This is a genomic window from Sphingobium sp. WR1 (assembly GCF_059693745.1).
The window spans coordinates 73852-92199 of the sequence record NZ_JCATID010000010.1 but is presented as its reverse complement, the minus strand read 5'-3'; the positions used below and the strand labels follow the sequence as shown (position 1 = coordinate 92199).

Below are 18348 nucleotides of genomic sequence, written 5' to 3'. Positions count from 1 at the left end.
ACGGAAAACATGCTGGACCGCAGAACCCTTCTGGCTACCGGCGCCGCGCTGATGGCTGTCCCCGCCTTCGCTGCCGCTGCGCGCAAGGCCGCCGATCCTGCCTTCCCCAAGGGTTTCCTCTGGGGTGTGGCCACCGCGCCGCATCAGATCGAGGGCAACAATATCGCCAGCGACCTCTGGTTTCTGGAAAACCAGCAGCCCACCGTCTTCAGTCAGCCCTCGGGCGACGCCTGCAATAGCTTCGCGCTGTGGGAAACCGACCTCGACCTCGCCAAGACAATGGGTCTCAACTGCTATCGCTTCGGCATCGAATGGGCGCGGATCGAGCCGGAAAAGGGGCTGTTCAGCCAAGCGTTGCTCGATCACTACAAGGCGATTATCGATGGCTGCCGGTCGCGCGGCCTGACACCCATCGTCACCTACAGCCATTTCACCGCGCCGCGCTGGTTCAGCGCGCAAGGCGGCTGGACCAATCCGGAAAGCGCATCGCTCTTCGCCCGCTATTGCGACAAGGCTACCCGCGCGCTGGGGCAGGGGATCGACCGCGTCATCACCTTCAACGAACCCAATATCCTGCTGCTGCTGAAGCCGATGCTGCCACCGCAGGTCTGGGACATTCAGAAACTGACGCTGGCAACGGCGGCGAAGCGGCTGGGCGTGCCCAAATTCGTCAGCGCCAATGTCGCGGGCGTCGAGGATTTGCCCGCGCTGCAACAGGGGCTGCTCGCCGCGCACAAGGCAGGGAAAGCCGCGATCAAGGGAGTACGGCCCGACCTGCCGGTCGGCATTTCGCTCGCCATGATGGACGATGAGGCGGTGGGCAAGGCGTCGATCCGCGACCGGATGCGCAGCGAACTATATGGCGAATGGCTGAATGTCGCGAAGGGCGACGATTTCATCGGCGTCCAGAATTATGAACGGGCGCTCTGGAGCGACAAGGGCCGATTGCCCGCGCCCAAGGGATCGACGGTCAACTGGTCGGGCACGGAGGTCTGGGCGCCGTCGCTGGCAGGCGCGGTGCGCTATGCCCATGAGGCGACCGGCGTGCCGATTCTGGTGTCGGAACATGGCGTGGGCAGCGACGACGACGCCATCCGCGCGCAATTCATCCCGCAAGCGCTCGCCGGCCTCAAACAGGCGATGGACGATGGCGTGCCGGTGCTGGGCTATTGCCACTGGTCGCTGCTCGACAATTTCGAATGGATTTTCGGCTATAAACCCAAATTCGGCCTGCACAGCGTCGATCCGCTGACCTTCGTCCGCACGCCCAAGCCGAGCGCCACCATTTATGGCGCGATCGCACGCCGCAACGCCCTGTAAGGAGACAGTTTACCATGAAGCGTCTCCTTCTTGCCGCCGCATTTTTCCTCGCTGCGCCGGCCGTCGCCCAGATGCCCGCGCCGGTGCCCGCCCAGGCACCGACCGAACCGGACGCCATTCCCCTTTATCCCGACATGCAGGCGCCCAAGGCATCGACCGAGAACTGGGTGCGTTTCGGCGAGGATCTGGCCGTCCGCAACGTCACCGTGCCGACGCTTACGCCGGTGCTTCCCGATCCGGCCAAGGCGACCGGCGCGGCGGTGATCGTCGCGCCCGGCGGCGCCTTCATGCTGCTGGCGATGGGCCATGAAGGCTGGAATGTCGCGCGCTGGCTGGCGGATCATGGTATTGCCGCCTTCGTCCTCAAATATCGGCTCAATCCCACGCCGGCCGACACGGCCGAAGCCTCTGCCTATATGGGCAAGCGCATGGCGGAGTCGCTGCGCGATCCCACCGCCGCGCCGGGCATTACCGAACCGCGCGCCACGCTCGACGCGCTGGCCGCGCTCAAGCTGGTGCGGGGCGGCGCCGGCAAATGGGGCGTCGATCCGCAGCGGGTCGGCATGATCGGCTTTTCGGCGGGGGCGATGACCACGCTCAACGCCGCGCTGGAGGGGAAGGGGGGCGACCGCCCGTCCTTTATCGGCTATGTCTATGGACCGATGCTCGCGCGCGATGTGCCAGCCGACGCCCCGCCGATGTTCGCGGCCATCGCCAATGACGACGGCCTGTTCCCCAACCCTTCCTATGCGCTGGTCGAAAGCTGGCGGCGCGCCCGTGCGCCGGTGGAACTCCATGCCTATGAGCGCGGCGACCATGGGTTCGGCATGGGCAAGCCTGGCACCACGACCATGGGGGTGCTGCCGCAATATCTGTCATGGATGGAGATGCGCGGCCTCTTGAACGGAAAGGCCGGGCAATGACGCAGCCCGTCTCGATCCGGCGGGAAGCGGGGATCAGCATCGTCATCAATGGCTTGCTCAGCCTCGCCTTTTTCCTCGGCGTCTTTGGCACAACCCCGCATCCGCTAACCTGGGCGGCACCTGACAATCTGGCACTGGACTTCATACCCCAGAGCATCGCTGTCGCACTGATGAGCGCGCTGGTCCCAGCGCTGATCGCACGCAAGCGGCTGGGCAACGCGCCAGCGCTGCGCGCTATCCTGATCCGTGCCGCATTGTTCGCTTTGGCGGGCGGCCTTCTGGGCGGCGCACTCGCCCTTTCGATCGGCGCGGCTGCCCTTCCGACTATCGGTTGGGGGGCGGCTCTCACAATCAAGATCGCCTATGGCGGCGCGCTCGGTGCGCTGGTCGCAACATTGGCGCTGCGGCGGCTTCTGTCGTCGGACCGCCCCGTTTGAACAAGAGGATCGCTCCCCTGATGAAAGCTCGCACCCTTCGCCTCGCCGCCTTGCTGGCCTGCACGGTTCTCGCCGCGCCGGCACTGGCGGATGAACTGGCCAACGGCTTCCAGAACCCGCCGCAATCGGCGCGCCCGCGCGTCTGGTGGCACTGGATGAACGGCAACGTGACCCAGGAAGGGATCGACAAGGATCTCGACTGGATGGCGCGCATGGGCATTGGCGGGGTCCAGAATTTCGATGCCAATCTCCAGACGCCGCAGATCGTGCCGCAACGGCTCATCTACATGACGGATGGCTGGAAGGACGCGTTCCGCCACGCGGTCCAGACCGCCGATGCCAAGGGGCTGGAATTCGCCATAGCCGCTTCGCCGGGCTGGAGCGAGACGGGTGGTCCCTGGGTCAAGCCGGAAGATGCGATGAAGAAACTGGTCTGGAGCGAGACCGACCTGCGTGGCGGCCAACGGCTCAAGGGCGCTCTCCCCGCGCCGCCTGCCATTACCGGTCCGTTCCAGAGCGCGAAGTTCAGCGATCCACTCGCGGGCGGTGGCGAAAGCGCCGCGCTGCCCAGCTTCTATGCCGATGCCCGCGTCCTCGCTTATCCGGTCAGTGCCACGCCGCTGGCACAGCCCCGCGTGACGCAATCCGATGGCAGCACGCTTGCCACCGCGCCGCTGTTCGATAATGATCTTGAAACCGTGGCGCAGGTCGCCAAGGGCGACGCCGCTAACCCCGGTGCGCTGGTCCTCGACTATGGCAAGCCCGTCGCCATCCGCTCCGCCAGCCTGTTCATACCCCATGCCCGCCCGCCCTTCGGCGATCCGGCATATCGTCCGACGCTGGAGGCGGAGACGGCGCAGGGGTGGCAGCCGGTCGGTCGCTTCGCCCTGACCGAAGTATCCGCGACGATCGGCTTCGCGCCCGTCACCGCGCGCCGTTTCCGTCTGGTCCTGTCGCCGAACGATGCGCTCAAGTCGCCCGGCTTGGGAGACGGAGCACCCGGCGCAGTCATGTTGGACGTCTTCGCTCGCCCGGACAGTCCGACGCTGGGCATCGGCGACCTGCGCCTCTCGGTGGAAGCGAAGATCGATCAATATGAAGCCAAGGCCGGCTATGCGATCGTCCCGGACTACAACCGGCTGAGCGACGGCGTCGCGCCGTCCGCGCCTGCGATCGATCCGGCAAAAGTGGTCGACCTGACCGACCGCCTGCGCCCTGACGGCACGCTGGACTGGACCGCGCCCCGGGGCAGCGACTGGCGCGTCGTTCGTCTGGGCTATTCGCTGACCGGCAAGACCAATCATCCTGCCACGCCCGAAGCCACAGGCCTCGAAGTCGACAAATATGACGCCGCAGCCGTCCGTCGCTATCTCGAAACCTATCTTGGGATGTACCGCGACACGGTGGGCGCGGACTGGATCGGGAAAAAGGGCATCAGAGCCTTGCTCACCGACAGTATCGAGGTCGGCGCTTCCAACTGGACGCCGCGCATGGTCGAGGAGTTCAAGGCGCGTCGCGGCTATGACCCCATACCCTTCCTCCCGACGCTGACCCGCGCAGTGGTCGGGTCGGCCGCGCGTAGCGACGCCTTCCTCCATGACTATCGCCAGACGCTGGCCGACCTGCTCGCCGATGCCCATTATGGCACGGTGGCCAAGGTCGCGCATGAGTATGGGCTGACCGTCTATGGTGAGGCGCTGGAAAATGGTCGCCCGGTCCTGGGTGACGATCTTGCCATGCGGTCCCATACCGACGTGCCGATGGCGGCGATGTGGACCTTCAATCGCGGCGCGGCACCGCGCCCGACCCTGATCGGCGACATGAAGGGCGCGGCCTCGGTCGCCCATATCTATGGCCAGAATGTCGTGTCGGCCGAATCCATGACATCGGCCTTCGCGCCCTGGGCTTTCGCGCCGTCCGACCTGAAGCGGGTCATCGACCTGGAATTTGCCTCCGGCGTCAACCGGCCGATCGTTCACACCTCGGTCCATCAGCCGGTCGACGACAAGCTGCCCGGCCTCAGCCTCATGATCTTCGGTCAATATTTCAACCGGCATGAAAGCTGGGCGGAGATGGCAAGGCCCTGGGTCGATTATATGGCACGCACCGGCTATCTGCTCCAGCAGGGGCGCGATCATGCCGACCTCGCCTATTTCTACGGCGAGGATGCGCCGATCACCGCGCTGTTCGAACATGGCGTGCCCGCCGACCTGCCGACCCGCTATGCCTATGATTTCGTCAATGCCGATATCCTGGCCAACCGCATGACGGTGGACAATGGCGAACTGGTTGCCGGAAAGGCGCGCTACCGCGCCCTCTATCTCGGCGGATCGAGCCGGGTGATGACGCTGGCGACGCTGCAACGGATCGCCGCGCTGGTCGAAGCCGGCGCGACCGTGATCGGCAGCGCGCCCGAACGCGCGCCGGGGCTTCAGGATGACGCCGCCGCCTTCCGGGCGCTGGCCGACAAACTCTGGAGCGGCGCATCGATCGGCAAGGGCAACGTCATCACCGGCCACGATGCCGAAGCCGCGCTTGCCAGCGTCGGCCTTGGCCCGGACTTCCGCATCAGCGATGGCGCTGCGGACGCGGACTATCGCTTCGTCCATCGTAAGCTGGTCGATGGCGATGTCTATTTCGTCAACAACCGCACCGCGAAGGCCGGCCGGATCGAGGCCCGCTTTCGCGTGACCGGCAGGCAGCCGGAAATCTGGCGCGCGATCGACGGCACGGCGGGGCCCCTTTCCTACCGCACCGAAGGCGGCGAAACCGTGATCCCGCTCGATGTCGGCGCGGAGGATGCCTTCTTCATCCTGTTCCGCACGCCCGCCAAGGCGCCGTCAGCCACTATCGCGGCCAAGGCCACGCAACCGCTCGCGATGCTTGCCAATGGCTGGACCGTCCGCTTCCAGCCGGGGCGAGGCGCGCCGGCGAAAGTCGACATGCCGACGTTGATCCCGCTGGACACCAGCGCCGACAAGGGCGTGCGCTATTTTTCCGGCGCGGCGACCTATGACACGCGCTTTATCCTGCCCCGGGGCGTCAAGGCCGGCGCGCCGCTCTGGATCGATCTGGGCAAGGTCGGCGACATTGCCGAGGTTCGCGTCAACGGCCAGCCCGCCGGCACGAGCTGGTTCGCACCCTATCGGCTGGACATCGGCAAGCTGGTGCGGCCGGGCAGCAATGATCTGGAGATCAAGGTCGCCAATCTCTGGGTCAATCGCCTGATCGGCGACCAGCAGCCCGGCGCGCAGAAAATCACCTTCACCGCCGCGCCGACCTACAAGCCAGACGCACCGCTGCGTCCGTCCGGCCTGATCGGCCCCGTCACCTTGCTGGCGGAGGAGCGCTAAAGCGACTTCAAGTCAGATGGAACATCCAGACGGGCGGCACGTCGCCGCCCCGCGCAGGCTATTGCGCGCGCTCCAGCAACAGCATCGCGCCATCATACCAGCTCATGGCGATGCCGTCCCCGGCGGGGAAGAGGATGGCGCCTCCGGCGGCCTCCGGCCCCCATTGCCCGTCATTGCATTCGACCGCGTGCGGATCGGGATCGGCAATCTTCAGCGTGGCGAGTTGCGCGCCGAACTGGCGATCATAATCCTGGGCCGCCGCGCCGCTCTGCCGCGCGGTGACGGGACCATCGCAGACGTCCGAGACGGTGGCGCCGGGTTGGCCGCCAGCGGCGTCCACCCAGGCGAGTCGTTCGCGGCCGATATCGACCGATCGGCCCATATAGGCGGGATCGTCGGCGACCAGCGCCTGCACGCCGTCGCCCACCGCGACCCGGACGACCTTCCATCGCCCCGCCAGCGCGGCAAAGTCGATCCGCGACGCTGCCGGATCGGTGGGCGCGACCATATGCCCATCATTGCCGGTGGCGGGCGGCGCGGGTTGCTGCGCCGTCGCATTATCCGTTCTGGCTGGCGTGGGCGGGTTGGACCCGGAGCCGCCACAGGCGGCCAGCGCCAGGACGAGGAGCGGGATCAGGCGTTTATCAGCGACCATCGACCAATATGTAGCTGAACGCCTTCTGCCCGCCAAGCGCGGCGACGAAATCGTCGAACTGTGCCTTCGGGATGGTCTGGCATCCCGCCGACCATGTATTGTTCGCACCGCCCTGATGGATCAACATGCTGGTTCCCGCGCCCGACCGGTCGATCCGGTTGCTGTCGGCGGCGGTGAAACGGCCGTCCTGATTGGTGTCGCGTTCGGCCACCTGCGTCCTGGTCGCGCGGAAGAAGCTGTTGCCCAGAAATTCGCCCGACTGCTGCTGATAGCGGATCGTGCCCGCCTGCAACCGGCCTAGGTCCATCTTGCCGTCGCCATTCATGTCGGTGTGCGATCCGCGCGAGGCCTTGGGACCATTCCAGCCATATTGGCCGGACGGTTCGGTATTGCCTGCAAAGATCTTCGCCTGATAGCGGCCGGCATCATCCTTCCAGACCACCGCGATCCGGTCGTCATAGACGCCCTTGCCGCCATTGGCGCCGGTATCCGTATCGGTGCGCAGCGCCACCACCACCTTGCGCCCGGCGGCCAGATCCGCCTTGGCCTGCGCGTCGCCCTTTGTCGCGATGGTCGCGGCGAGTGCGTCGGGACTGGTGGCGCTCGCCGCCAGAGCGGTTGCCTGTTCGACCGGCCCGCCCGCGCCCGCAGCCTGACCGCCCGGCGTGTTGAACAGTTCCACCTCGTCGGCGCGACGGTTGATCAACCCTTGCGAAACCTTGCCTTCCGACTTGTTCCACCATGTCATCGCCTCGGCCGCGCCAGCCGTGTCGCCCTTGTTCAGCCGGCTAAGCGCGGTGCTGCCTTTGAAGCCATTTTGCCCGGTGCCGATATTATAGGCGAAGGACACCAGCGCATCGAACTGGTTCTGCGTTACCGGCACCTTCACCGCATCTCTCACCGTGGCGGCATAGGGTTCGACCGTCTGGCGCAGCAGCGCCTTTTCCTGATCGGCGCTGAGCGAGATGAGATCCTTGTTTGCGGCGGCGAAGTCGCGCGCGGCCGTGCCCGACAGGCCCGCCCCTTCGCCTGCCTTGCGCGCGGCGGCGGGATCGACGCCGATCGCGGTCAGGTCGTGCTCGACCGCGCTCGCGCTGCGGCCCTTCATGTCATAGCCTGGTCCCAGCGTGACTCCGCTTGCGCCCTTGGGCCAGTGGAGATGGTTGCTGACGCCCTTCTGCGCTTCATGATCGTAGAGGAAGTCCATGCCCTTTTGCGACAGGCCGGATGCGGATGGCGTATCGATATTCTGGCTGGCGGCCCCAACCTGTCGGATGCCGGTTGCCTGCGTCTCGCCGGTCCCCGCGGCCTTGCCCAGTTTCAGCTCCTGCCCGATCGACAGCCTGTCAGGATCGGCCAGGCCATTGAGCCGCGCCAGCCCTTCGACGCTGTTCCCGGTTTTCGCCGCGATCGCGCCCAGCGTGTCGCCCTTCTTCACCCGATAGCTTTGCGGTTCGACCGGCGTCGGCGTCGTGGCGCGCTCCTGCGCCGGCAGATAGGCGTCAAGCGTGGAAGGGCGGGCGAGCAGCTGGTCCAGTTCCGACACCAGCCCGTCTAGCCCCAGCCCATCGACGAACGTCTCAAGCCCCTGCTGCGCATCCTGGCCCAGCGACCCCAGCCAGTCCCTGGCCATGGACCCGAAATCCGTCGCGCTCCCGATCATGTCGGCCATGCCCGCTCTCCTGCCTGCGTCGATCCGGGGCAAGCTAGGCCGGGACGGCATGGCGCGCGCTAAGCGATCCGACTAGGGGGATCAGCGATCTGATTAGCCTCGGCCGGTCAGCGCCCCGACGCTCGCGTCCAGTCCGCGTGCGCGCAACCGGGCCTCCAACTCCTTCAGGGTTTCGTCCTTACCGTCCGCGTCGGCGCCCAGATCGACCGAAACCGACAGGCGGGCCGCCTGCTGGTCGATCACCACCTGCCCGGTGCGCCACTGCTCGCCGGGCAGGGTCAACTGGGTCGCAGCGGAGGTGGGCGCGCCCGCGTCGAAGCGCGCAACAAGCGCTGCGAAGGCGGCTGCGTCGGCCGCGCCGGTGCCCACCGGCGCGGCGGGGGCAGGGGGCGGGCCTGCCGCATCGGCGGTCCGCACCTGTCCGGCGCCGCGCCCATCATCCTGACCGCCCGGTCGGTCCTGATTCTTGCGCGGCCCTTGCTGGAAGGGCGGGGGAAAATGTCCCGTCATCGGCGCGGTCGCCTGTCCCTCGCCATCCACCCGCGCATTCGCCTTCGCCGTCCGCTGCTCCATTCGCCCGCTCCTGCGCGCCAGCGCATCGCGAAAACCTTCGGTGGCCTCCCGATCCGGCCGGGCTGGAGCGGCGATACGCGGCGGTGTCGCGCGCGGGCCGTTCGCCTCGGCCACCGGCGCGGTCATGCCAGCGCCACCGGGCGCGGACGCACTTCGTCATCGGCCCGCCGGCTGACCTGCCGCCGCCATTGCCGCACGGCGCTTTCCAGCTCCTTCAGGATCGCGTCGTGCCGTGCCTGCGCGCGCAGCCATTCGCGTTTCAGCCGGTCGAACATGGTTCGCGCATCGGCCAGCGCGGCGCTCGCCGACGCACGCAATTGCTGCGCTCTGTCCGCCCGTTCCTTCGCCGCCCGACAATGGAGTTGCACCAGCGGATCGCAGGGCGTCTGCGCCTGCTCCACCAACGCCAGGGCGCAGCGCGACAGCGCCCGCGCGTGGGCCGCCGCTGCCTCGCCCTCCTGCGCCTCGGCGGCGGCGACATCCTTGCGGGCCCCGGCCACCGCGCGTTCGCAGCAATCCAGGTCGCGCTTGCGCAGGCGCAGAATGATGTTCAACTGGTCAATCTGTTCTGTCATGCCTCAAATCCTCTCAAAAGGGTGCGGGTCATCAGCAAAGGCGTCGCCTCATGCGTCGATTGCCGCAGAAATCCGTTCATCTCGTCGCGTCGGGCGATGGCGCGGTCGGCCAGCGCATCCTGCCCGGGCTTATAGTCGCCGACCTGGAGCAGCAGCTCGATCTCGTCGAGCTTGGCTAGCATCGCGCGGAAGGAGAGGGCGGCGCTGCGCTGGCCCTCCTCCACCAGTTGCCCCATGAGCCGGCTCTGGCTGACGAGGATGTCGATAGCGGGATAATGGCCGCGCGCTGCCAGCTTGCGCGACAGGATGACATGGCCGTCGAGCAGCGACCGCACCTCCTCGCCCACCGGGTCGTCTTCCTCATCCTCCAGCAGCACGGTGTAGATGCCGGTGATCGCGCCCCGCGCATCGCAGCCCGCCCGCTCGAACAGGCGCGGCAGTTCGGCGAAGACCGACGGCGGAAAACCGCGCCGCACCGGCGGCTCGCCGGACGCAAGGCCGATCTCGCGCAGCGCACGGGCAAAGCGGGTCACGGAGTCCATCAGCAGCAGGACATGCCTGCCTTCGGCCCGAAACCCTTCTGCAATGGCGGTCGCGGCATGGGCGGCGCGCGCCCGCTCCAGTGCGGGCCGGTCGGATGTGGAGGCGATCACCACCGACCGCGCCAGCCCCTCCGCGCCCAAATTATCCTCGATGAACTCGCGCACCTCGCGCCCGCGCTCGCCGATCAGCGCGATGACGATGACGTCCGCCTGCGCCTGTCGCGCCAGCGTGCCGAGCAAGGTGCTCTTGCCGCCGCCCGCCGCGGCGAACACGCCGATTCGCTGCCCACGACCCAGCGGCAGCAGCCCGTCGATCGCGCGCACGCCGGTATCGACCTGCGCATCGATGCGCCGCCGCTCCATCGGATTGGGCGCGGCGGCGTAGAGCGGCTGGCTTGCCGGTGAATCCACCGGCGGCAGGCCGTCGAGCGGTTGCAACCGCGCGTCGAGCACCCGGCCGAGCAGCGCGGCCGACACGGGCACCCGATCCTCGCCGACACGCACCATCACCTCGGTTTCGCCCGACAGGCCGCGCAAATCGCCCATCGGTGACAGGATGGCCTCATGTTCGGACAGGCCGACCACTTCGGCCAGCAGGCTGTGACGCCCGGCGGGGCTTGCCAGTTCGCAAATGTCACCGATCCGCACGGTGACGCCGCTCACCCGGATGGCGGTGCCGATCGCGCCGCGCACCTTGCCCCGCTGCTCGAAGGCGGGACCGGCCTCCAGCGTGTCGAACAGGGCGGTGAGGCGTGTGTCAGAGCGCATCGGCCACCTCCCAGCGCGTGGCGAAGGACTGGATCTGAACGTCGAGATCCGCAACGATCCGTCCGTCCGGGGCCGTCAGCCGGCACTGGTCGTCGGTCAGCCCCTCCTGCGCTCGCACCGCCACCTCGACCGGGGACGGCCGGTCGGCAAAGGCTCGCTCGACATGGGGCAGCATCGCCTCCGACACCTCCACCAGCACGGGTCCACGCGATCCCAGCGTTTCCACCGCCCGCCGTGCGACGCCGCTCATCACCGTCTCGTCGGGCAGGGCACCGATCATCTGCCGTAACGCCGCCAACGCCAGCGCGGCGATATCCTCGTCGCGGCGCAACGCATCGGCCTGCGCCTGGTCGGTCAGCGTGGCGATCGCCGTCGCAAAGGCGGCGCGTCCGTCCGCCTCGCCCGCCTGCCGCCCTTCCGCCGCCGCCACAGCGCGGGCTGCCGCCAGCGCATCGCCCTGTCGGTCGTGCCAGTCGCGCACCTCGTCCAGCAGCGTCGCGGCCTCTTCGACCGGCTGCCGTTCCGCCGCGCGCAGCAGCGGCCGGTCGCTCGCCAGCAGGCTGCGCCCGTCGGCATGGATCAGGTGGAAGGCCATGCATCCATCTCCCGTAACATCGTCTCGGCCTGCGCCATGCGTCCGCGCGCTTCATCCTCCTGCGCCGCGGCCACCAGCAGCCGGTTCGCTGCGCGCGGCAGAGCCTCGACCGCCGGCAGCGGATCGCGGCCGCCCGCCTCCAGCATCCAGATGCGCTCCAGCACCGCCGGCCCGACCAGCAACGCATAGCCGCGCAGCATCGCGCCATCGATCAGGCGCGACAGGGCCGATTGCGCGCCGATCAGCAGCGCGACCATGGCGACCTGCTCCTGCGCCTGGGCGTCCAGCACCGACCAGCGCGGCATGGCGCGGAGCGCGGCAAAGCCGGGTCGCCCCGTCCCGCGAAAGCGCGCGCCGCGCGACAGTGGCCAGCCGCCTCGCACCGCCATCCGCGCCAGTTCGCGCCGTGCCGCTGAACTGCTCGTCACGCCTCCTCGCCCTCCATTCTAGCCGGGACGGCGGCGGGCCTGCGCCGCCGCCAGAACAAGGCGACCAGCCCGCCCGCGCCGACCAGCGCCAGCAGAATGCGGGTCGCCCAACTGTCGAAGCTGGCCACCAACATGGATTGCTCGGCCGGCGGCGCGGCCTGGCTCGGCACCATCACCACCGACACCTTGTCATAGGTCAGCCCTTCGATGCTGTTGGTGACGAGCGACTTGATCGCTCCGGTCTGGCCGCGCAGGTCATAGCCCGGCTGATATTTGACGAAGATCGCGGCCGACGCCGGCTTCACCGTGTCGGACAGCGGATCGGCTTCCGGCATCGCCAGATGCACGCGCGCCTGCACAACGCCGTCAATCTCGCTCACCGTGTGGCTCAATTCCTGGGACAGGCCATAGATCAGCCGCGCCCGCTCCTCGGTGGGAGAGGACACAAGCCCCTTCTTCTCGAACAATGACCCCAGATTGGCGAAATCCTCGCGCGGCAGGCCCTTGGCCCGCAGCAGCTGGATCGCCTTGGAAAAATCGTCGGGGCTGACCGCGACGCTCCACTGTCCGTCCTTGTCCGACGATTTGGCCGCATCGACATGCGCGTCGCGCAGCGCCGCGATGATGTCGTTGGCCTGATCCTCCTTCAGATGGCCGTAAATCTCCTGGCTCCCGCACCCCGCCAGCGCAAGCGCGGCGAGGAGGGCAATCAAGCCCCTCCCCTTCAGGGGAGGGGTTGGGGTGGGGGCTGTCCGCCTGCCGCTGCGCGTGGAGTGATTCCCCACCCCCGGCCCCTCCCCTGAAGGGGAGGGGTGAAACAAGGCCGCTAACATATCATCCTTCCTTCCGCTTTCCCGTCAGCCTTGCTGCCGGAACAGCTGCTGCACGCCATCCGAACTGCGGTTGGCGATGTTGGAGGTCAGCTGGCAGTGGAACATGAATTCCTGACAGCGCATGGTGAGCTGCACGATCTCGCCGGGGGTCAATTCACCGCCCGTGCCTTCGACCGCGCGCGCATAGTCGGCGACCGACTTTGCCTCGCCATTCACCTTGTCCAGTGTTCCCAGCATGTCGCGCATGGCGGGCGACATGTCGGCCCCGTTCATATGCTCGGCCGCCGCGACCTTCAGCGACGCCTGGAAATCGGCGGCCACGTCCTGCCCCGTCTGCTGCGGCATGGCGGGGGGCAGTTCCACCTGACGGGCGGGCATCGCCGCCTGCGCCGTGACCGGATCGACCATGGTCATTGCTTGCGCGCCATGGTTTCCAGCGCCTTGGACACGCTGTCGATCGAGCTGTGCGAGCTATTGGCCAGGAAGCTCATCTTCATTGCTTCCGCGGTCAGCATGGTGATCTGCGAGGGATTGTCGCCGCCCTGATTGGCGATCATGTCGGATTTCTCCTCGATGCGCGAAGCCTGCTGGTCCAGCGCCTTGCCCCAGGCGGAGGCGAAGGCCTCGAACCAGTTGCCCGATGCGTCGTCCTGGCGCATCCGCGATCCGGTGAGCGGCGTGCTGGCCAGCGTGGCCATGTCGGCGCGGGAAATGCTGTCGGTCATCTCATACTCTCCTTCGTGGCAGTTCAGGGTGTGATCTGTTCCAGCCGCCCATCCTTCTCGAAAGTGACGGCGCTGGGGCTGACGGACACCAGATGATGCCCGGTCGGCAGGGTCGATCCGGGGAACCAGTGCGATCCGTCGGCGGTGACGATATGGGCGGGATCGGCGATGATCGTCGCCAGCCCCGCGCCGCTCTGGGTGAAGAAGGCCTGCAACGGGCTGGAGTCCAGGCTGTCGTCGACCTTGAAGCCGACCTGCTTCACGGCGGGCAGATCCTTTTGCAGGTCCGCCTTCACCACGGCCTGCCGATCGGCCGGCATATAGCCTGCCCGCACCACCAGCGCGCCCGGCTGGGCGGGGCTGACCCGCGCCGTGACGCCCTTGCTCTGGAGGATGTCCGTGGCGGCGGCGGCCAGTTGCGGTCCGGTCTGGGCGTCGACGATCACGCCTTCGCCCTGTTGCTGCGCCAGCGCGCGCAGCCGGGCCAGTTCCGGTTCGTCACGCACCACGCCGCCCACCGTCAGGCTGCCGTCTGACGCTTCGGCGACATTGACCCCCGTGAAACCGGCTTGCCGCACCTGGCGCTGCAAGGCCGCCGTGTCGGCATGTCCCGCGACCAGCGTGCCGAGCGGCTGCGCCACCGCGATGCCCAACAATATGATACATGCCGCGCCCGTCGCCAGCCGCGCCGTCTTCCGGTCGATCCGGCCCAGCCGCGCGCGGCCCATGTCGAACAATCGGTCGAACAGGCGCGGCGCCTGCAACGGTCCTACCGCCACGCCGCAGGGCGTATCGGCGATTTTGCCCGCATCCTCCCACCGCGGCGACACCGGGGCGCCATGCGCGACGAGATATTCGCCCAGGCGGAAAGGCAGATAGGCCGGCAGCACCGCCTGCTCGCCCGCCTCCAGCGTGCGGCCCAGCAGTTCGACCTGCCCCTGCAGCACGCGCAATTGCGCCGTGTCGGGATTGAGCTGCAACTCGATCGAGCAGTCGCGTGTGCCCGCACCGCGCAGCACCACGTCATTGGCGAGGGCATGGCCAATGCTCACCCGGTCGCGCCCGTCGAGCGGATAGGCCTTGCCCGCCAGCCGCCCCGACAGCAGCTTGAGCACGCGACGGGCGACCGCGGTGCCGCGCGCGATTTCGATCTTGCCGACGGTGGCGGTGGTCATTGCAGGCTCTCCATCTTCAGGCGCGGCTCCGCCGGCGCTACGCCCAGCCGGGTCGGCGCGGGCGCCATCGTTGCTGCCGGCGTGTCCAGCCGGGTGATGCGCGGCGAAATCAGGAACAGCCGCTCGGTATGCTGGCGCCGCTTGGACCGGGTCTTGAACAATTCGCCCACGACCGGAATCTGGCCCAGCAGCGGGATGCTGCTTTCCGCATCCATGTCCGAATTGACGGTCAGCCCGCCCAGCAACAGGCTTTCGCCCTCGGTGATCAGCGCTTGCGTATTGACGCTGGCCCGTTCGACCACCGGAATACGGTCGACCGTGCCGTCGAGCAGCGCGCCGTCCTCGACATTCACCACCATGCGGATGCGCGGCTGGCCATTGTCGATCAGGACATGCGGATTGACCCGCAGCACCGTGCCCGCCGTCACGTTGAACAGGTCGACCTGCCGGTCGCCAGCCACCCGGACATAGAAGGTGCGGGTGCGGTCGAACACCGCCTCGACATTGGACAGCGTCACCAGCTGCGGCCGCGACACGACCTTGGCCGCGCCCTTTTCCTCCAGCGCGTTGATGCGGGCGATGAACTCGTTGTTCGCGCCGATGATGCCCGACAGGGACAGGCCGCGATTGACCGCGCCTGTATTCAGCGTGTCGGTCAACGGATTGCCCGTCCGCCGCACGATGTCGCCGCCGAACAGCGCGCCCCAGTCGCCGCTCTGGAATCGCCAGTTGATCCCCAGCTCGCGCAGCTTGTCGACATTGATGTCGATGATCGTCGCTTCCAGCTCCACGATCTGCGGCGCCACGTCCAGCGACCGCACCAGCCCTTCATAGGCCGGCATATTTTCCGGCCGGTCGCGCACGATCACGGCGTTGAGCGAGGGATCGACGGTGATGCGCGGCCCGGCCTGCGGCAAGGGCTGGGGCTGCGTTCCGGGCTGGTTGCCGCCCGGCAGGCCCAGATAATCCTCCTCGTCATTGTCATAGGGGGTGGAGCGCGATGCGTCGGGCGCCACGCTGTCCAGTCCCTTGCCCATCAGGCGCGGCACCGACTGGCGGACCCTTTGCTCGCCATAGGTTTGGCCCGTGGCGCCGATCGGCAGGCCGTCGCCCATGATGCGCGACACGGTGGTGGCGACGCCGGGCACCCGGACCTCCCGATCGCCGGTGCTCAACGTCGTGTCGTCGGCGCGGGCATAGCGCAGGTAGAAGACGCGCAGCTCATAGGGTTCGATTCCGCCCGGCGTCAGCGGCTGCGCCTGTCCCGGCGCGATCGCGGCGACCGGGGGCTGTTCACGCCGGGCCGTGCGGGGCAGGGCGGACGCGATCTGCTGCACCTGGTCCAGAAAGCGGGGCACGCCGGTCGCCAGCACCGCTTCTGCCGACGTGATGCGTACGCGGTTGTTGGCGTCGCTCAGCTGTCCGCGCGCCACCGCGCCGGACAGGTCGGCGGCCCGGCCCGGCGCCACCGCCATGGTCCGGCTCTGCACGTCATTGGCGTTGTAGACCGTCACGACCGCCCCGTCATAATAGGCGATCAGGTTGAACGCGCTCGACACCTGTCGCCAGATATCGGCGGGAAGGCCCGAAAAGCGGCCGTTGATCTTGCCCGTCACCGTTCCGGCAACCGCGACGCGCAGCCCCGATGCGGCGAAGAACTGGTTGAGGAAATCGGTCGCGGGCTGGTCGCGCGCGCTGATATGGATCTTCTTGTCGCCGAAGGGCGGTTCGGCGGCGTGGAGGGCAGGGGCGGCGCAGGCGATCGCCAATGTGCAGCCAAGGCGCAGCATCGGCCTCATGCCGCGGCCTCCATCGGCTGTTCCTCAATCGCGTCAGGCGTCCGGTCGAGCGTGCCGACCACGTCCAGCGGCAGCGCCGGGGTCAGTTCGTTATAGCAGAGGATCGGCAGGCCGAAGAGGTCGCCCGCCGTCAACTGACGCAGCGGCCGGCGCAGGTCATAGGCGGTGACGATCGCGCGCGCCCCGCACTTGCCCGCTTCGGTGCGGATCATGGAAATCAGCGTGCGCGCCTGATCCGGCGGCATCGCCAGATGGGCGACGCCCTCCACATTCTGAAGGTTGTCGCGGAAGAACCGTTCCAGCCGGCCGCCCACGACCAGCACAGGGAAGCGCCCGTCGGCCATATAGGGCGCGGCGATATAGCGGCGCAGCGCCACGCGGGCGCGATCGGCCAGCGGCACCGCATTGCGTTCCGACTGACCGATCTCGGCAATGGCTTCCAGCACGTCGCGCATATTCCGCAAACAGACCTCCTCTTCGGCAAGCAATCTCAACACTTCGGCAATGCGGGGCGAGGACACGGCGCGGACGACTTCCTTGACCAGATCGGGATAGTCGGCGCCGATCCGGTTGAGCATCGCGGTGGTTTCCTGAAGCCCCAGGAAGCGGGCGGCATGGCGGCGCAGCAGCGCCTCGACCGCGACGGCCATCGCCTCCTCCAGCGGCCCGTCGGCGATGCCCGACCCGACCGGCGCCTCATAGGCATGGAGCGCCCAGCGCGGCGCCTCGCCATCGGGCAGCAGTCGGCTCACCATCTCGCCCGTCGGCATCGGCAGGCCCAGCCGTGCCTGCACCGCCTCGATCACCGCGACAAAGCGCGCGCGCAGCGCTTCCGCACGCTCTGCGTCCAGCCCCGGCGCGGCGATCTCCAGCACCAGCGGGCGCACCGGGCGCGGCGCGGCGGGCTGCGCCTCCAGCGTTTCGGGCAGCGTCTTCTCGCGCGTGTCGAACCGGGCGGTCTTGCCTATGATCCAGGCGCGCGACACCGGATGCTGCCAGGCGGCCGCGCCACCCAGCGCAAAGGCGATGCCGATGAAGACGGCGGCCGGGAAACCGGGGATCAGCGCCATTAGCAGGCACAGGATCGCGGCCGGGATCAGCACCTTGGGCTTGCTGCCGATCTGATGCGCGATGGCGGGGCCAAGGCTGCCGTCGCGGCTTTCGTCCGTGGTCCGCGTCACCAGCAGGCCCGCCGCCATCGCGCTGAACAAGGCGGGGATCTGCGCGACCAGCCCATCGCCGATGGTCAGGATGGAAAAGACGTGCATCGCCTGTCCTGCCTCCATCCCGTGGGAGAAGACGCCGACGGCCAGGCCGCCGATCAGGTTGATGAGGACGATGACGATGGACGCGATGGCATCGCCCTTCACGAACTTCATCGCGCCATCCAGGCTGCCGTGCAGCTTGCTTTCCATCTCCAGCGTGCGCCGCCGTTCCCGCGCTTCATCCTTGCCGATCAGACCTGAACGAAGATCGCTGTCGATCGACAATTGCTTGCCCGGCATGGCGTCCAGGCTGAAGCGCGCCGCCACTTCCGCGACACGCTCGGCGCCCTTGGAAATGACGATGAACTGCACGACGGTGATGATCAGGAAGACGACCAGGCCCACGATCAGATTGCCGCCAGCCACCATCTCGCCGAACTGCTGGATGATGTGCCCGCCCTCCGCCGTGGTCAGGATCATCCGCGTCGTCGCGATCGACAGCGACAGGCGGAACAGGGTGGTCAGCAGCAGCACCGTGGGAAAGGTCGAAAAATCCAGCGGCTTGGAAATGTGCAGCGTCGACAGCAGCAGCAGCAGGCCGATCGCGATATTGGTCGCGACCAGCATGTCGATGACCAGGGTCGGCAGCGGCAGGATCAACAACGCGACGATAGCGACGACGCCCACGATCAGCATCAGGTCGGCCGGGCGCACCGCGCCGCGCGGCAGATTGGAGGGATTCAGGCGGGACAGCAGGGACGCGGCCATGG

The 18348-nt window shown here is 67.8% G+C and carries 17 protein-coding genes; 4 read left to right on the top strand and 13 right to left on the bottom strand.

All coding sequences use genetic code 11. The features are described 5' to 3' along the window. Positions 1-9: 9 nt before the first annotated feature. From AC58EF_RS13570 to AC58EF_RS13555, 4 genes are read left to right on the top strand one after another with little or no spacing between them, the layout of a single operon-like run. Positions 10-1320 (top strand): glycoside hydrolase family 1 protein, encoded by a 1311-nt coding sequence (locus tag AC58EF_RS13570; protein ID WP_497276878.1) that lies wholly within the window; start codon positions 10-12, stop codon positions 1318-1320. Positions 1321-1334: 14 nt separating this feature from the next. Next, a complete protein-coding gene (locus tag AC58EF_RS13565) occupies positions 1335-2243 on the top strand; it encodes an alpha/beta hydrolase (RefSeq protein ID WP_497276877.1) in 909 nt (302 codons plus the stop codon). Continuing rightward, positions 2240-2680, top strand: a complete 441-nt coding sequence (locus tag AC58EF_RS13560; protein WP_497276876.1) for a hypothetical protein — start codon at positions 2240-2242, stop codon at positions 2678-2680. The genes AC58EF_RS13565 and AC58EF_RS13560 overlap by 4 nt, the downstream gene beginning before the upstream one ends. A gap of 20 nt (positions 2681-2700) precedes the next feature. Next, positions 2701-6033 (top strand): glycosyl hydrolase, encoded by a 3333-nt coding sequence (locus tag AC58EF_RS13555; protein WP_497276875.1) that lies wholly within the window; start codon positions 2701-2703, stop codon positions 6031-6033. 58 nt (positions 6034-6091) lie between these two features. Here the strand turns inward: AC58EF_RS13555 and AC58EF_RS13550 are convergent, their stop codons facing one another. The 13 genes from AC58EF_RS13550 to AC58EF_RS13490 form a co-directional block, all read right to left on the bottom strand. Further along, positions 6092-6688, bottom strand: a complete 597-nt coding sequence (locus AC58EF_RS13550) for a hypothetical protein (RefSeq protein ID WP_497276873.1) — start codon at positions 6686-6688, stop codon at positions 6092-6094. Further along, positions 6678-8360 (bottom strand): glycoside hydrolase family protein, encoded by a 1683-nt coding sequence (locus AC58EF_RS13545; protein WP_497276872.1) that lies wholly within the window; start codon positions 8358-8360, stop codon positions 6678-6680. Before AC58EF_RS13545 ends, AC58EF_RS13550 begins: the two co-directional genes overlap by 11 nt. A gap of 93 nt (positions 8361-8453) precedes the next feature. Beyond that, the gene (locus AC58EF_RS13540) at positions 8454-9059 is read right to left on the bottom strand and encodes a hypothetical protein (RefSeq protein ID WP_497276871.1); all 606 of its coding nucleotides are present in this window, start codon (positions 9057-9059) and stop codon (positions 8454-8456) included. After that, the gene (locus tag AC58EF_RS13535; protein ID WP_497276870.1) at positions 9056-9508 is read right to left on the bottom strand and encodes a hypothetical protein; all 453 of its coding nucleotides are present in this window, start codon (positions 9506-9508) and stop codon (positions 9056-9058) included. Before AC58EF_RS13535 ends, AC58EF_RS13540 begins: the two co-directional genes overlap by 4 nt. After that, positions 9505-10818, bottom strand: a complete 1314-nt coding sequence (locus tag AC58EF_RS13530) for a FliI/YscN family ATPase (protein WP_497276869.1) — start codon at positions 10816-10818, stop codon at positions 9505-9507. Before AC58EF_RS13530 ends, AC58EF_RS13535 begins: the two co-directional genes overlap by 4 nt. Further along, positions 10808-11413, bottom strand: coding sequence for a FliH/SctL family protein (locus AC58EF_RS13525; protein WP_497276868.1), 606 nt, complete (start codon positions 11411-11413; stop codon positions 10808-10810). Before AC58EF_RS13525 ends, AC58EF_RS13530 begins: the two co-directional genes overlap by 11 nt. Then, a complete protein-coding gene (locus AC58EF_RS13520) occupies positions 11398-11841 on the bottom strand; it encodes a hypothetical protein (protein WP_497276866.1) in 444 nt (147 codons plus the stop codon). The genes AC58EF_RS13525 and AC58EF_RS13520 overlap by 16 nt, the downstream gene beginning before the upstream one ends. Continuing rightward, positions 11838-12554, bottom strand: coding sequence for a type III secretion system inner membrane ring lipoprotein SctJ (gene sctJ, locus AC58EF_RS13515; RefSeq protein WP_497276865.1), 717 nt, complete (start codon positions 12552-12554; stop codon positions 11838-11840). The genes AC58EF_RS13520 and sctJ overlap by 4 nt, the downstream gene beginning before the upstream one ends. 144 nt (positions 12555-12698) lie before the next feature. Further along, complete coding sequence (locus tag AC58EF_RS13510; RefSeq protein ID WP_497276864.1) at positions 12699-13088, bottom strand: hypothetical protein; 390 nt, start codon at positions 13086-13088, stop codon at positions 12699-12701. After that, the gene (locus tag AC58EF_RS13505; RefSeq protein ID WP_497276863.1) at positions 13085-13399 is read right to left on the bottom strand and encodes a hypothetical protein; all 315 of its coding nucleotides are present in this window, start codon (positions 13397-13399) and stop codon (positions 13085-13087) included. The genes AC58EF_RS13510 and AC58EF_RS13505 overlap by 4 nt, the downstream gene beginning before the upstream one ends. A 23-nt stretch (positions 13400-13422) precedes the next feature. Beyond that, a complete protein-coding gene (locus tag AC58EF_RS13500; protein WP_497276862.1) occupies positions 13423-14574 on the bottom strand; it encodes a hypothetical protein in 1152 nt (383 codons plus the stop codon). Beyond that, positions 14571-16373 carry a type III secretion system outer membrane ring subunit SctC gene (gene sctC, locus AC58EF_RS13495; protein WP_497276861.1) on the bottom strand — a complete coding sequence of 601 codons (1803 nt, stop codon included), beginning with the start codon at positions 16371-16373 and terminating at the stop codon, positions 14571-14573. The genes AC58EF_RS13500 and sctC overlap by 4 nt, the downstream gene beginning before the upstream one ends. Beyond that, complete coding sequence (locus AC58EF_RS13490) at positions 16370-18346, bottom strand: FHIPEP family type III secretion protein (RefSeq protein ID WP_497276860.1); 1977 nt, start codon at positions 18344-18346, stop codon at positions 16370-16372. The genes sctC and AC58EF_RS13490 overlap by 4 nt, the downstream gene beginning before the upstream one ends. Positions 18347-18348: the final 2 nt, after the last annotated feature.